The sequence below is a fragment of the Erwinia rhapontici genome (assembly GCF_012271765.1).
GTDB lineage: Bacteria > Pseudomonadota > Gammaproteobacteria > Enterobacterales > Enterobacteriaceae > Erwinia > Erwinia rhapontici.
On sequence record NZ_VRKO01000018.1, the window covers coordinates 183,555 to 198,690 of the forward strand.

The following is a 15,136-nucleotide window of genomic DNA, read 5'->3' on the forward strand; positions in this document are numbered from 1 at the left end:
GCACTTTACTGTTGAATCATAAGTATGTATATGTATATACAACCTCATTGCACAGGAAGCAACCATGACACGCTTTTTTGCGCCCCGCGCCCTGCTGGCCGATGGCTGGCAGCGCAATGTCCTGATTGATGTCGATGCACAGGGCATGATCACCGCCACTGCTGCCAACAGCACGCCCGAGGGAGCACAGCGGCTTAATGGCGTCGTGCTGCCTGCGATGGCCAACCTGCACTCACACGCTTTCCAGCGGGCGATGGCCGGGCTGGCCGAAGTGGCGGGTGACCCGCAGGACAGCTTCTGGACCTGGCGCGACCTGATGTATCGCATGGTGCAGCGTCTGTCGCCGCAGCAGGTCGGTGCCATCGCCACACATCTGTATGTTGATATGCTGAAAGGCGGCTATACCCAGGTGGCCGAGTTCCACTATCTGCACCATCAGCCCGATGGCCAGCCCTATCCTGACGATGCGATGCTGCGCCAGTTGATGCACGCCGCCGACCGCAGCGGCATTGGTCAGACACTGTTACCCGTGTTGTACAGTTATGCCGGATTTGGCAGCCAGCCCGCACAGCCGGGGCAGAAACGGTTTATTCAGGATACCAACACCTATCTGGCTCAGCAGCAGCGCCTGCACCAGCTGATTGCCGGGCAGCCGTTGTACAACCAGGGGCTGTGCTTCCATTCTCTGCGTGCGGTGAACGAACAGCAGATGCGCGAGGTGTTGGAAAGCAGTCCCGCCGATCTTCCGGTGCATATTCATATTGCGGAGCAGGAAAAAGAAGTCAACGACTCGCTGGCCTGGAGCGGTGAACGCCCGGTGAGCTGGCTGCTGGATCGCTTTGCCGTGGATTCACGCTGGTGTCTGATTCACGCCACGCATCTGGACGAACAGGAGATCCGCCGCCTTGCCGCCAGCCAGGCCGTTGCCGGTCTGTGCCCGACCACCGAGGCTAATCTGGGGGACGGGATTTTCCCGGCCACCGACTACGTGGCTCAGGGCGGTCGCTGGGGGATTGGCTCTGACAGCCATGTTTCGCTGGATGTGGTGGAAGAGTTGCGCTGGCTGGAATATGCCCAGCGACTGCGCGACCGCCGCCGCAACCGTATTGTGACCGCGCAGGAACCGTCAGTGGGTGACGTGCTGTATCAGCAAGCGCTGGCAGGTGGTGCTCAGGCATGCGGCGTGAAGATCGGCAGCCTGCAGCCCGGCTACCGCGCTGACTGGCTGGTGCTGGCCGGGGATGCCCTGCTGGACAGCACCCCGGATACCTCACTGCTGAACCGCTGGCTGTTTGCCGGCCACCGTAGCCAGATTCAGGATGTGTTTGTCGCCGGACAGCAGCGCATCCGTGACGGACAGCATGCACAACAGACCGCAATTAATGCCGATCTGCGTGATGCCCTGGAGGCATTACAGTGATCCATCTGTATGAGAGCAACCGCCTGCCCGCCAGCCGCTGGCGTAATGGCGGTGGTGAAACGCGGGAAATTGTCAGCTATCCACCCGGTGCAGCGGATTTTGACTGGCGCATTAGCATTGCCACCATTGCCGCTGACGGTGATTTTTCACTGTTCCCCGGCATCGATCGCATTATTACGCTGCTCAGCGGGGATGTGGCGCTCTATCGTCATGACCAGCTTTATCAGCCGTTGAGCCTGCATCAGCCGTTCGCCTTTCGTGGCGAAGAAGCCATCAGCGCCCGGCTCTCCGGCAAAATCAGTACAGACTTTAATATCATGGCACGGCGCAGTGCTTTTCTGCCGGAGGCGGGGATTGCCACCACGCGCTTTGCACCTGCGGCGATTGAGGCGGGCGTGGTGTATGTGATTTCAGGTCAGTGGCAGCATCAGCAAACGCTGCTAAAAGCGGGCCAGGGCGCATGGTGGGAGAACAATGCCGGGGCGTTTATCCCGGTGTCAGAAGATGCGCAGTTGCTCTGGGGCACACTTCACTTAAAACGTCCGAATAACTGATAGCGTGAACCAGGATAGAGCAGGCGCGCGTAAGTCACAATCTTGCCCTCGCTCCAGGTCTGGCGGCGGATCAACAGGCAGGGTTCCGTAGCCTCGATTGCCAGATGACGGCACTGCTGTGCATCCGGCAATACCGCTTCCACAATATGCTCACCTGCTGTCAGCGGTGCCACATGCATCAGATAGGTATAAGGCGTCTGATGCTCATAGTCCTGTTGCAGATAATCCGGTGCCATTTGCGGATTCACCAGGCGATCTTCCAGCTGTACGGGTTGCTCGTTTTCGTAATGCACCATCAGCGAGTGGAACAGTGACTGACCGGTGGCTAATCCCAGAACAGCCGCTTGTTCCGGGTCGGCTTTACATTCGCGCAGCGTGAGGATTTTGCTGCTGTGCCGATGACCACGCTGGGCGATCTCTTCTGCGATATTGTGCACTTCCAGCATTGCCGTATAGCCCTTTACTTCGGCCACAAAGGTGCCCACCCCCTGCATACGGATCAGATACCCTTCGCTGGTGAGTTCGCGCAGCGCGCGGTTGATGGTCATACGGCTGACGCCGAGTTCATTGACCAGCTCGCTTTCTGACGGCACGCGCTGGTTGGCTTTCCACACCCCTTCACGGATCTGGCTGATAATCGCCTGCTTAACACGCAGGTAAATCGGAGCAGGCTGATCGCTCATGGCTGCGGAGAGTTGTGAAATGGCAGTCTGCACGACCATAGCGGATTCCTTAATTATCTGATAACGGAAGTTTACGGGCTAAAACCTGATATGTATAGACATCCGGACCGCACCTGAATAAAGCATGATGCCCTGATGCAGTGCAAACCCGAAAGCCTGCTGTGCGCGGGCTGCTGGAAAAATCCCCGGTTAAACACACATTTTCTCCGAAATCGTTTTTGTGACGCAGCTGGCACAACTCTTGCTGGTTGTATAGACAAGACTATACACATGTGTTTCACTCATTAACGTCTTCCTAACAAAACACAGCAACCTTAGTTGTCTATACAGGAGTATACCATGTCACTGACTACGCATCATTGCCTGCTGACGCCGGGCAAGGTGGACCTGGCCACCCTTAAAAGGATCTATCGCGGGGGTGTCACACTGGCGCTGGACGAAACGTCACGCAGCCGTATTCAGCAGGCGAGTGCCACGGTGGCCGCGATCGTCAAAGAAGGCAAAGTGACCTACGGCATCAACACCGGTTTTGGCAAACTGGCGCAAACCACCATTCCAACGGAGCGCCTGGCCGAGCTGCAACGTAACCTTGTTCTGTCACACAGCGTCGGGCTGGGTGATCTGCTGCCAGATGATGTTGTGCGCGTGATTATGGCGACCAAAGTCATCAGTCTGGCACGCGGTCATTCAGGAATACGCATTGAACTTGTCGACGCACTGCTCGCCCTGTTTAACGCAGGCATCATGCCTTGCATCCCGGAGAAAGGCTCCGTTGGCGCCTCCGGCGATTTGGCCCCGCTGGCACATCTGTCGCTGATGCTGCTGGGTGAAGGTGACGTCCGCGTACAGGGCAAACTGATACCTGCCACTGAAGGGCTGGCGATCGCCGGGCTGAAGCCCTTTGTGCTGGGACCCAAAGAGGGCCTGGCGCTACTCAACGGTACCCAGGTGTCGACGGCGCTGGCACTGCGCGGACTGTTCGAGGGGGAGAATGTGTTTGCCGCCGGGTTGGTGGCGGGCGCTCTGTCGCTGGAAGCCATTAAAGGCTCGATCAAACCTTTCGATCACCGTATTCATGAAGCGCGTGGTCAGCAGGGTCAGATTGACGTGGCCGCTGCGGTGTCAGCGCTTCTGGAAGGCAGTGAAATCCTCACTTCGCATGCCAACTGTGGCCGCGTGCAGGACCCCTACTCCATTCGCTGTGTCCCACAGGTGATGGGCGCCTGCCTCGATAACCTCAATCATGCGGCGAAAGTGTTACAGATTGAAGCTAATGCCGCCTCCGATAACCCGCTGGTGTTTACCGACACCGGCGAAGTGATTTCCGGCGGTAACTTCCACGCCGAGCCGGTGGCGTTTGCCGCCGATATCATCGCACTGGCCGTTGCCGAAATCGGTGCCATCTCTGAGCGTCGCCTGGCGCTGCTGCTGGATACCGGCCTTTCCGGTCTGCCGCCGTTCCTGGTGAACGATGGTGGGGTGAACTCCGGCTTTATGATCGCTCAGGTGACCGCCGCTGCGCTGGCCTCTGAAAACAAATCGCTGGCCCATCCGGGCAGCGTCGACAGCCTGCCCACCTCCGCAAACCAGGAAGATCACGTTTCCATGGCAACCTACGCCGCCCGTCGTCTGGGCGCGATGTGTTTTAACACCGCTGCCGTGGTCGGCATCGAAGCGATGGCCGCTGCGCAGGGTATTGATTTTATCCGCCCGCTGCACAGCTCCCCTCAGCTGGAAAACGTGCTCGCCGCCATCCGCGAACGCGTGCCTTACCTGGAAAAAGACCGCCTGATGGCACCGGATATCGAGCAGATGCGTCTGTGGGCTGGCGCGGATCGCTGGCCGGATATGATCGCCGCCCTGCAACCCTCACGCGCGCGCTAAGCCCATATTGAGAAGGAATACACCATGACTGAATCTGTAAAAAATGCCGTCGCCCGTACCATACGCGCCCCGCACGGCAGTGAACTGCACTGTGCTAACTGGCTGATTGAAGCTGCTTATCGCATGATCCAGAACAACCTTGACCCGGATGTTGCTGAGCGCCCGGAAGACCTGGTGGTTTATGGCGGCATTGGCAAAGCAGCACGGAACTGGGAGTGCTTTGAGCAGATCCTGCGATCGCTGAAAGCGCTGAAACCGGAAGAGACGCTGCTGGTGCAGTCCGGCAAACCGGTGGGCGTATTCCGCACCCATGCCGATGCGCCACGCGTGCTGATTGCCAACTCTAACCTTGTGCCGCACTGGGCCACCTGGGACCACTTCCATGAGCTGGATAAAGCCGGGCTGATGATGTACGGCCAGATGACTGCCGGCTCCTGGATCTACATCGGTGCGCAGGGCATTGTGCAGGGGACGTTTGAAACCTTCGTGGAGGCCGGGCGCCAGCATTATCAGGGCGATCTTGCCGGTAAATGGATCCTGACCGCCGGGCTAGGCGGGATGGGCGGCGCACAGCCTCTGGCGGGCGTGCTGGCCGGTGCCTCCGTGCTGGCGATAGAGTGCCAGGAGTCCCGTATTGATTTCCGTCTGCGCACCCGTTATCTGGATTACAAAGCCTTTAGCATCAATGAAGCCCTGGAAATTATCGACCGGGCAAACAAAGAGAAACGCGCGATTTCTGTCGGCCTGCTGGGTAACGCGGCCGAAATCCTGCCAGAGCTGGTGAAACGTGCGAAAGCCGGCGGCATGAAGCCGGATATCGTCACCGATCAAACCTCTGCCCACGACCCGATCAACGGCTACCTGCCTGCGGGCTGGGATCTGGCGCGTTGGGAATCCACCCGCAAGACCGATGCAAAAGCCGTAGAAAAAGCCGCCCGTGCCTCAATGGCAGTCCATGTTCAGGCGATGCTCGACTTCTGCCATATGGGCATTCCGACGGTGGATTACGGCAATAATATTCGACAGGTTGCCCTGGACGAAGGGGTGAAAAATGCCTTTGATTTCCCAGGCTTTGTTCCTGCTTATATTCGCCCCCTGTTCTGTGAAGGCAAAGGTCCCTTCCGCTGGGTCGCCCTGTCCGGTGACCCGGAAGATATCTACAAGACCGATGCCAAACTGAAAGAGCTGTTCCCGGATCACAGCAACCTGCATCGCTGGCTGGATATGGCGCAGGAGCGCATCGCTTTCCAGGGTCTGCCTGCCCGCATCTGCTGGCTGGGGTTGGGTGAGCGTCATCTTGCCGGGCTGGCCTTCAACGAAATGGTGCGCAACGGTGAGCTAAAAGCACCGGTGGTTATCGGTCGTGACCACCTTGACTGCGGTTCGGTGGCTTCCCCTAACCGTGAAACCGAAGCGATGATGGATGGATCGGATGCCGTGTCGGACTGGCCGCTGCTGAACGCCCTGCTGAACACCGCTGGCGGGGCCACCTGGGTCAGTCTGCATCATGGCGGTGGCGTCGGGATGGGCTTCTCACAGCATGCTGGCGTGGTGATTGTTGCAGACGGCACCCCGGAAGCTGATGTGCGCCTCGGGCGCGTACTGTGGAACGACCCGGCTACCGGCGTGATGCGCCATGCGGATGCGGGTTACGAAACAGCCAAAGCCTGTGCCCGCAAGCACGAGCTAAATCTTCCCATGATCAAATAACCCCACACGGGCCTGCTCTCAGGCCCGTTTTTCTCTGCACCTGCCCCTTTCCTTATCCGTTTTATGCTAACTTATTTTGTGCCCGCTACTGGATAGCAAAGCCCCTGACAGGAGAAGTAATCTATGGTCATTCCCGTTTCGCTGATTGATGAAGCCACTGGCTGGCGCAGGGCATTTCATGCCCGCCCGGAGCTTGGCTATCAGGAGCATCATACGTCGCAAGCGGTGGCGGAACAGCTTACAGCGATGGGGCTTCAGGTGCATCGTGGCCTGGCGGGGACGGGCGTCGTCGGGACGTTGGAAAACGGCCCCGGCCCGACCATTGGTCTGCGCGCTGATATGGACGCACTGCCGATGACCGAACTGGGAAACCCGCCGCACCGCTCCACGCAGCCGGGCGTGATGCATGCCTGTGGCCACGATGGCCACACGGCAATACTGCTGGCAACGGCCAGACACCTCAGCACCACCCGATGTTTTAGCGGCACCGTTCACTTTGTCTTTCAGCCTGCGGAAGAAAACCTCGGCGGTGCACGCCGCATGGTTGAAGACGGCTTGTTTACCCTGTTCCCGATGGATGCCATTTACGGTATGCACAACTGGCCGGGCCTGCCTGCGGGCCATGTGGCGGTCAATGAAGGAGCGATGATGGCCTCGCTGGATTCGTTCGAAATCACGCTGAACGGACGCAGCTGTCATGCCGCCATGCCGGAAAACGGCGCAGACCCGATTGTCGCTGCTGCCCAACTGATTCTGGCGCTGCAAACCATCCCTGCACGTCGCCTGTCGCCGCTGGCCTCGGCGGTCGTCAGCATTACGCAGATTAACGGTGGCGAAGCGATCAACGTCATCCCGGAGACGGTGGTGCTGCGCGGCACGCTGCGCTGCCTGCAGGCGGATGTCCGTGTACGGGTACGCCAGATGATTGATGAGTTTGTCACCACCTTCACTCGCCCGCTGGGCATCGAAGGCAGCATTGTTTATCAGACGGATTATCCGGTCACGGCGAATAATCCACAGGAAGCCGCGAAGGTGCGTGACTGTGCGCTGACGTTACTTCCCGCAGAGCAGGTGCACTGGAATGTTAACCCATCGATGGCATCGGAAGATTTTGCCTGCATGCTGGAAGCCTGTCCCGGTGCCTATTTCTGGCTGGGGGCCGACGGTGAAACCCCTTCTGCACCGCTGCATAATGCTCGCTATGATTTTAACGATACGCTGATCGGCCCAGGTATTGCGCTGTGGACCGCCCTGGTCGGGCAGTTATTGCCCCGTTAGAACCGCGTATTCAACACCGGGCGAGGCATGCCTCGCCCCTACAGCGATTCCAGATAAAAGGGCTTTCGGATCCGGTCCATCCGTTCCAGATAAGGGGGATCTCGTCGGGGTCGGGCCGTTATTGCCTCGTTAAATCCGGCATTCAACACCGGGCGAGGCATGCCTCGCCCCTACAGCGGTTAACGATGATGAGGGATTGGTAGGGGTCGGGCATGCCCGACCCGAATGCGGCGCGGGTGTTAATAGCCCGCCGAATCGATCTGCGCTAACGCGCCATCCAGATCAATCGCCCGCCCGGTAGCGAGGTAACAACAGGCAATCTGCAAACGCAGCGACTGGGGCACCGGCACTTGGCGATCCAGGCAACGACGGATCCATGCGGCCGTGGTGGCCGCATCTTTAGCTGAAGGCAGATGGTCAGCGCTCAGCACAACTTCTTCCTGCCGGGACAACAGCGCACGCGTGTCTTCTCCAGCAATCAGCGTTATCGACGGGCACCGCTGCGGGCTGGCGTACACTTCCCCTTCCGTACCGTTCAGCAACAAACCCCGCCCGCCAACGGCGCTGAAAAATGTTGCCACGCGCGGGATATACTCCGGATGCGAAACGCTGGCCAACCGCAGCGCCGCATCGGCGGCAAACGGCGTTGCCAGCTTGGCCAGCGTATGCGCACTGTTACGCACCCCCATACGCCAGCGCAACGCCAGCTGCTGCTCCATGGGCTGGCAAAGCGTGCCAATAGTGATAAACACCAGCTCACCGGCATCCAGCTTCGCCTGTGCTTCTTCCAGGGTGGAAACAGCGGGTATATCCAGCGCTGCAAAGACCGCCTCGCTGGTGATGCGGGTCGGATCGTCGCTAACGCCGTGAACCAGCACCGGGAAGCCCAGACGCGACAGCAGCAGCGCCAGCAGCGGCGTCAGGTTTCCCTGACGGCGTGCCCCGTTGTAACTCGGGATCACGATGGGCATCGGTCGCTGTGCAGGCGGTATCAGGCGCGGCATCTGCTGCTGCATCGCCTGGTAGAAGCCCAGCATCTCCCCTTCGCCTTCGCCTTTAATACGCAGGGCAATCAGCAGAGCACCCAGTTCAAGATCCGGTACCTCGCCGTTCAGTATCCGGCGATAAAGCTCGCACGCGGTATCCGCATCAATATCGCGGGCATGATTCTTACCGCGTCCGACCTCTTTGATGATTTTTTTATAGTCCATGCTCATGTTTTTGCTCAGTAAAAAGGGTTAACGACGACGGCGCGGCGCGGGTTTCTTCTTCGCGGCCGGGGTTACGGCTTTTGGCAGTTCACCTTCCGGCATCGGAGGCTGCGCGATGGGGAACACCGGCAGCGCCCCCAGCAGGCGTGCACCATAGCTTTTGCTGATCAAGCGCCGATCGTAAATCACAATCTCGCCAAAGCAATCATGGCTGCGGATCAACCTCCCGACCTGCTGGATGAGGTTAAACGAGGCGCTGGGCAGGCTTTGCACTTCAAACGGATAGCGCTTGAGGCTTTTTAGCCACTCTCCCTCTGTCAAAATAACCGGACTGTCTATCGGGGGGAAAGCGATTTTATGAATATGGACCTGAGAAAGCAGGTCACCTTTCAGATCCAGCCCCTCCGCAAAGGACTGTAATCCCACCAGAACGCTGGTTTCCCCCTGCTCTACGCGTTTACGGTGCAGCGCCACCAGCGCCGGGCGTGGCTTATCGCCCTGCACCAGCATCATCAGGCGCAACTCGGGCAGGTAAGCGAGGAATTGATGCATGGCGCGACCACTGGCGAACAGCACCAGGATACCTTTATGGGCCGCCAGCTTAATTTGATGACGAAAGAAGTGCGCCATTTCCGCCAGATGCATCACTTCGTTCGCCAGCATCGGCTCGTACTTCATCTGCGGGATAATCAGCTGCCCCTGAGCCACATGATTAAACGGCGAATCGAGGGCGACAAAGCGGTCTCCGACTTTCTCACTCAAGCCGGACATCTCCTGCAGACGCTGGAAACTGTTTAACGAGCGCAGCGTCGCCGAGGTCACCACCACATGCGGGATCTTGCGCCACAGCAACTTTTCCAGCTGTTCACTGACGCGTATCCCGGCGCAGTGAAACATCAGATGCGCGCTACCGTCGCGGATTTCCCGTGTGACCCATTTCGACACCGGGGCGCCGGATGCCTGCTCCATTGCCGCCAGTCGCCACAGCTTGCTGCTGGCTTCAAACCAGCCCAGCGCACGGTTCATCTGGATCAGCGTACGGTGCAGGCGCACTACGTCAAACTGGCCGGTTTTCTCGCTGAGGTCATTCATCATCCCTTCCGCCAACCCACGCAGCGCATCGCTGAGTTTGAAAAGGCGGGCGCAGATTGTCAGGATCTCTTCGGGCAGCAGCCCCATCTCAAAGCGATATTCGCCCTCCTGCCCTTCCGGCGGCAGATACAGGCCTAAGATTTGCGACAGCATCTGTAACTGCTCACGCACCTCTTCGCAGTGGGCTTTGAGCTTGTCCGGGTGGCTAAGGGACGGCGGGCGTTTCGGACGAAACTGCGCCAGGCACTGCTCCACCAGGCGGCAGAACAGATCCAGTTGTAACACGGTCCAGCCTGGGGTGATTTCGCCGCTCATCTCCAGCGCATCGCGTGCCACATCCGGTAAATGGTGGCCTTCATCCAGCACCAGAAGCAGGTTTTTCGGCGGTGGCAGCACGGATTCTGTTTCCAGTGCGGCCATCACCAGGGCGTGATTCGCCACCACCACGTCCGCATCTTCGATTTCACGCCGCGCCACATAAAACGGGCATTCACGGAACCAGTTGCAGTTACTGCCGAGGCAGTTGGCTTTATCGGTGCTCAGGCGTTGCCAGAGGGAGTCTTCAATATTTTCCGCACAGTGATCGCGCAGTCCATCCCACTGATAGCGCTTGAGGGATTTTTCCAGTTCAGTGCAGATGACCCGCTCATCTTTGCTGGCGGTCATATCGTCATCGAGGAACAGCAGCAGATCGCCCTGATTTTCTTCATCTGTTGCCAGCGCCGACAGATTGCGCGGACACACGTAACGACCACGACCAAACGCCGCAGTGAACTTCAGATCGGGAATAATTTTCTTCAGCAGGGGCAGATCCTTACTGAAAATCTGATCCTGTAAGGCCACGTTAGCGGTGCTGACCACCAGCGGTTTTTCCTCAGCGCGGCTGACAGCAATACCGGGGATCAGGTAGGAGAGGGTTTTCCCCACCCCGGTCGGCGCTTCAATTGCCAGATGACGACCGTCGTCCCCCGCCAGCGTTTTCGCGACCTCGGCAATCATCTGCCGCTGCGGCGCACGCGGAATAAAATCGGGAACTTGCTGTTGCAGGGCTTTATACCACCCGGCAATTTGCGTTTTTAACGCGACAGTTAACGCCATGACAATCACTTCCAGCTAAACAAGGCTGTATTTTTACACAGTATTGCGGCGGCGTCAGCCTGCAAACGTTAATCTCCTGCGGCGGCTTGCAGTTTCAGCAGGTCACGCAGGGCACGGATCGGAACTTCCCGGCTGCGGCCACGACGAAAAATCAGGGAAAATGCTGCACGATAGTTGAACTGTTCCGGTGACAGACGCCGCAACCGGCCCTCAGCCACCCATGACCGCGCGCAGTGCTCCGGCAGGTAACCAATATACTTACCAGAAAGGATAAGAATCAGCTGCGCTTCGATGCTTTCCACAGAGGCGCTACTGTCTTTAAAGCCGCGCCGCGCCAGCTCGCTCTGATTCCAGTAGCTGCGAGTCACGAAGCCCACATTTTGCAGGTCATCCAGGGTGTGGCGGGCAAACAGCGAATGGCTGTCGCTACAGTAAAGCCAGTGCTGTTCATGGTGCAGCGGCACTGTCACCAGATTATTCACGTTCACCGGGAAATGCCCGATGGCCAGGTCAAGGCGGTTATCCAGCACCTGCTGCTGCAACTCATTCGGGTCACGTACCGCCAGGCTGAGGTAGATCGCCGGAAAGCGGTCACTGAACTGACGCAGGGTATCGGCCAGATGCAGTCGGTCATCCGTGGCGATGGAGTCCACGACGCCAAGTGAAAACACGCCACCCTGCTCATTCTTCAGCCCGTCCACCTGGCGGTCAAAGTCCTGCAAGGTATCCAGCAATTGCAGGCTGTATTGCAGATACTGTTCGCCTTTTTCTGTCAGTGAAAATCCTGCCCGCCCGCGTCGGCACAGCACGAAACCCAGCTGTTGCTCCAGCTCACTCATATAGGCGCTGATCGCAGGCGTGGTCATATTCAGCTCCTGCTGGGCGCGGGAGTAGCCCTGGCAGCGCGCCACACAGACAAACACACTCAATAGTTTCAGATTGGGTAAACGGTTGAGGCTCACTTTCGTTCCACTGATTAAACGATCGATAGTTAAGTAAATCATGAAGTGAATAGTGGATACGAGTGATTTTCCTGCGGAGGGTTCCGTCAGATGATAGCCATAACTTTCCCCCTTTTTTTCTGAAGGATAACCATGTCACACCAACATCTGATTTTCCCGGCGCGCGTACTGCGTGGCGCGGGAGTCATCAACCAGATCGGCACCCTCAGCCGTGAACTGGGCCAGCGTGTGCTGCTGATTGGCGGCCACCAGGCGCTGGCGGCGGTCAAAGACCGGGTGGCGCAACAGCTGACGGCAGCAGGTTGTCTGCTGGTGGGCAGCGAATGGTTTGGCGGCGAAACCTCATTACGCCAGATTGCCCGCCTGGGCGCGCTGGCGCAGGAATATCAGGCCGACGTGATTATTGCAGCGGGGGGAGGTAAATCGCTGGATACCTGCAAGGCGGTCGGTGCCGAGCAGAATATCCCGGTGATCACCCTGCCCACCATCGCCGCGACCTGTTCGGCGGTGACGCCGTTAACCATTCGCTATGACGATAACGGCAACTTTTTTGATATCTTCCCGCTGCCGCAGGCTCCGGCGGCGGTGATCATCGACAGCCAACTGCTGACCGAGGCACCGCTGCGCTGGCTGGCCGCAGGGCTGGGCGATACGCTGGCAAAATGGTATGAGTTTCGTGCGGTGAGCGAACGCCACCCGGCCGTGGATGCGAATGCGCTCTCCTCGCTGGCACACAGCCGTCTCTGCTATGACGTGATAGCAAAACACGGCCCGGCAGCCTGTGAAGCCGTGCGCCAGCGGCAGCCTGATCACGCTCTCGATCAGGCGCTGGATGCCATCTTCACCTTTGCCGGGCTGACTTCACTGATGAGCAACGGCGCCCATGCGGCGGCTTCCCATGCCATTTACGAAGGGTTCACTTTCGTCGACAAAACCCGCGAATTCGGCCACGGCCTGCTGGTCGGCTACGGCAATCTCTGCCTGCTGGCGCTGGAGCAGCGCGATGATGCAGAGCTGCTGGCAGAAATGCGCCTGGCGCGAGACTGTGGTGTACCGCTTAGTCTGGCAGAGATTGCCGAACTGAATGCGGACGAACTGGCGGTGATTGTGCGTGAATCGGTGCATGCACCGGATATGGAAAATATGCGCGAGACGGTGACAGAAAGTGCGCTGTATCAGGCGATGGCGCGCGTGGACGCGCTGGCCGCCCGCGTTTAGCCCCGTCTCCCCCGGAAAGTGATCCGGGGGAGCGCGCCCGACCGCTTACCCAATCGGATCGATCGCCTTATACATGATCGTGGTGGCATCTATCACGCCAGCGGTCGATCGGGCATAGCCCGGGATCTGCCCGGCCACCTTCCAGCCCAGCGAGAGGTAAAGCGGTTCAGCCGCATCCCCGCTGCGCGTGTCCAGCACCAGCAGACTGCGCCCGAGTTCACGTCCCCGGGCTTCTGCCTGCTGCATCAGTTCACGGGCAATCCCGCAGCGGCGTGCATCCGGATGCACCAACAGTTTGATCACTTCGGCACGATGCACGCCGTTCGCGGGCATAGCCAGCACCAGCATTACCGTCCCGACAATTCGCCCGTCGCGCTTCGCCACCAGCAGCTGTTTATCCCCGCAGGCCAGGCTGAGAACGGCATCCTGCCAGAAATGGTGCAGCCTCTGCGCATCACGATCGATAAAGCCAATACTGGCACCCTGCGCCACGCAGCCATCCAGCACCTCACACAATGCAGGCAGCGCCTGCTGCGCCTGACCGGCATCCAGCCATTGATAATCAATATTGTTCATGGACGGGCCACCACCAGTGCATAGCGTGCACCGCCCGCTTCAGGTGCATGAAAGCGGGTGCGGCCAAACAGATGAAAACGCAGGCAGTCCCCCTGCTCCAGCCGCCAGAAACGCTCATCCATTTGAAATTCCAGTACGCCATCCAGGATCCAGATATGTTGCTCAAGCCCGGCAATCGGCGGAATGTCGTAGTCAATACGTGCCCCTCCCGCCAGCCGGGCTTCCACAAGCTCCGCATGAAACGCCTGCGCAGGCGGGGAGAGCGATCGGCGCTGGTAGCCATTTTCTACATCGTGCCAGACGCTTTGCTGCTCAGGCCGTAAAAGTTGTACAGCTTCCTGTTCCACTTCGCTTAACAAACGTGACATCGTTAATCCGTAGGCATTACACAGTCGGTTAAGCAAAGAGGCTGTCGGGCTGGTCTCAGCCCGCTCGATACGGGATAGCGAAGCGCGGCTAATCCCGGTAAGCTCGGCAAGTGTCTCCAGCGACCAGCCCTTTTCCACACGCAGGTCGGCCAGACGTTGTGCCAGCCGCTGTTCCGTTGGGGTTTGTTCCATCTTGGTTTCTCATATTTGGGAATTAATCTCTAATATGAGATATAGCCGTTTATTTTCATCATTTCAACTTGTACAACAAATAATACTTTGTACAACCTGATAATATTGGTTAGGCTGATAAAAAGTCTGACAGCAAGTCAAGAGGTAATACATGGCACTGTACAGCATCGGTGACGTCGCAGAACGCTGCGGCATTAATCCGGTCACGCTGCGCGCCTGGCAACGTCGTTATGGTCTGCTGAAACCACAGCGCACCGAAGGGGGTCATCGTCTGTTTGATGAAGACGATATTGCGCGCATTGAAGAGATTAAACGCTGGATTGAGAGCGGCGTGCCGGTCGGTAAGGTCAAAGCGCTGCTCGAAGGCGAAAACGTTAATATTGATGATGGGTGGCTTGCCCTTCAGGAAGAGATGCTGGCGGTTATTCGCCTCGTGCGTCCGTCAAAGCTACGCGTAAAAATCGCCTCAATGGGTAAAGAAAACCCGGCAGAAATGCTTATCGACCATGTTTTCATCCCCATCCGCCAGCGCCTTGGTTTAGATCAAAATACCGCCCGGGCCATGTGTAGTTTATTAGATGGTGCTTTAATTGATTACATAAGCTTCTGTTTAACGGGTTCACGCAAGAAAGCAGGCAAAGATGCACTGCTGATTGGCTGGGGCCTGACGGACCGACCCCGCCTGTGGCTGGAAGCCTGGCGACTCTCGCAGCAGGGCTGGCGCATTGACATCCTGGCCGAGCCGCTGGAGTCTCCCCGCCCCGAGCTTTTCCCCGGTCAGCATATTTTTGTTTATACCGGAAAAGCGTTAACCAAACGCCAGCAGGAACAGATGAGCCACTGGCAGGCGCAGGGGTTCTCGATTACCGCATACGGTCACTAAGGAATCA

Annotated in this window: 13 protein-coding genes; 7 read left to right on the forward strand and 6 right to left on the reverse strand. The window is 58.3% G+C overall.

What is annotated here, in order from left to right; genetic code table 11:
- Positions 1-64: 64 nt before the first annotated feature.
- Both FVB43_RS23735 and FVB43_RS23740 read left to right on the forward strand, forming a co-directional pair.
- Positions 65-1,420, forward strand: coding sequence for a formimidoylglutamate deiminase (locus FVB43_RS23735; RefSeq protein WP_167864888.1), 1,356 nt, complete (start codon positions 65-67; stop codon positions 1,418-1,420).
- A complete protein-coding gene (locus FVB43_RS23740) occupies positions 1,417-1,974 on the forward strand; it encodes a HutD/Ves family protein (protein WP_133841120.1) in 558 nt (185 codons plus the stop codon). The genes FVB43_RS23735 and FVB43_RS23740 overlap by 4 nt, the downstream gene beginning before the upstream one ends.
- Here FVB43_RS23740 and hutC read toward each other — a convergent pair.
- On the reverse strand, positions 1,950-2,696 hold the full coding sequence (gene hutC / locus FVB43_RS23745) for a histidine utilization repressor (RefSeq protein WP_167864889.1): 747 nt from the start codon (positions 2,694-2,696) through the stop codon (positions 1,950-1,952). The genes FVB43_RS23740 and hutC overlap by 25 nt on opposite strands.
- 300 nt (positions 2,697-2,996) lie before the next feature.
- On the opposite strand from hutC, the gene hutH reads away from it, so the two are divergent.
- The 3 genes from hutH to FVB43_RS23760 all read left to right on the forward strand — a co-directional run bounded on the left by hutH (position 2,997) and on the right by FVB43_RS23760 (position 7,529).
- Positions 2,997-4,541: a histidine ammonia-lyase gene (gene hutH / locus FVB43_RS23750; protein WP_133841122.1), complete on the forward strand. Its 1,545-nt coding sequence runs from the start codon at positions 2,997-2,999 to the stop codon at positions 4,539-4,541.
- A 24-nt stretch (positions 4,542-4,565) separates the two neighbouring features.
- Complete coding sequence (gene hutU, locus FVB43_RS23755) at positions 4,566-6,251, forward strand: urocanate hydratase (protein ID WP_133841123.1); 1,686 nt, start codon at positions 4,566-4,568, stop codon at positions 6,249-6,251.
- Positions 6,252-6,374: 123 nt separating this feature from the next.
- A complete protein-coding gene (locus tag FVB43_RS23760) occupies positions 6,375-7,529 on the forward strand; it encodes a M20 aminoacylase family protein (RefSeq protein WP_167864890.1) in 1,155 nt (384 codons plus the stop codon).
- A 239-nt stretch (positions 7,530-7,768) separates the two neighbouring features.
- On the opposite strand, the gene ybiB is transcribed toward FVB43_RS23760, so the two are convergent.
- The 3 genes from ybiB to FVB43_RS23775 form a co-directional block, all read right to left on the reverse strand.
- Positions 7,769-8,740 carry a DNA-binding protein YbiB gene (gene ybiB, locus FVB43_RS23765; RefSeq protein ID WP_167864931.1) on the reverse strand — a complete coding sequence of 324 codons (972 nt, stop codon included), beginning with the start codon at positions 8,738-8,740 and terminating at the stop codon, positions 7,769-7,771.
- A gap of 27 nt (positions 8,741-8,767) precedes the next feature.
- On the reverse strand, positions 8,768-10,930 hold the full coding sequence (dinG, locus tag FVB43_RS23770) for an ATP-dependent DNA helicase DinG (protein WP_133841125.1): 2,163 nt from the start codon (positions 10,928-10,930) through the stop codon (positions 8,768-8,770).
- 68 nt (positions 10,931-10,998) lie between these two features.
- On the reverse strand, positions 10,999-11,892 hold the full coding sequence (locus FVB43_RS23775) for a LysR family transcriptional regulator (RefSeq protein ID WP_192933208.1): 894 nt from the start codon (positions 11,890-11,892) through the stop codon (positions 10,999-11,001).
- Positions 11,893-12,024: 132 nt separating this feature from the next.
- Here FVB43_RS23775 and FVB43_RS23780 point away from each other — a divergent pair, with 132 nt between their 5' ends.
- A complete protein-coding gene (locus tag FVB43_RS23780) occupies positions 12,025-13,110 on the forward strand; it encodes an iron-containing alcohol dehydrogenase family protein (RefSeq protein WP_159338091.1) in 1,086 nt (361 codons plus the stop codon).
- A gap of 45 nt (positions 13,111-13,155) precedes the next feature.
- On the opposite strand, the gene FVB43_RS23785 is transcribed toward FVB43_RS23780, so the two are convergent.
- The gene (locus FVB43_RS23785) at positions 13,156-13,686 is read right to left on the reverse strand and encodes a GNAT family N-acetyltransferase (RefSeq protein WP_133841128.1); all 531 of its coding nucleotides are present in this window, start codon (positions 13,684-13,686) and stop codon (positions 13,156-13,158) included.
- Complete coding sequence (locus tag FVB43_RS23790) at positions 13,683-14,246, reverse strand: helix-turn-helix domain-containing protein (protein ID WP_133841129.1); 564 nt, start codon at positions 14,244-14,246, stop codon at positions 13,683-13,685. Before FVB43_RS23790 ends, FVB43_RS23785 begins: the two co-directional genes overlap by 4 nt.
- Before the next feature lie 151 nt (positions 14,247-14,397).
- Between FVB43_RS23790 and FVB43_RS23795 the strand changes: the two genes are divergently transcribed.
- The gene (locus FVB43_RS23795) at positions 14,398-15,129 is read left to right on the forward strand and encodes a MerR family transcriptional regulator (RefSeq protein WP_159338090.1); all 732 of its coding nucleotides are present in this window, start codon (positions 14,398-14,400) and stop codon (positions 15,127-15,129) included.
- The last annotated feature ends 7 nt before the right edge of the window (positions 15,130-15,136 follow it).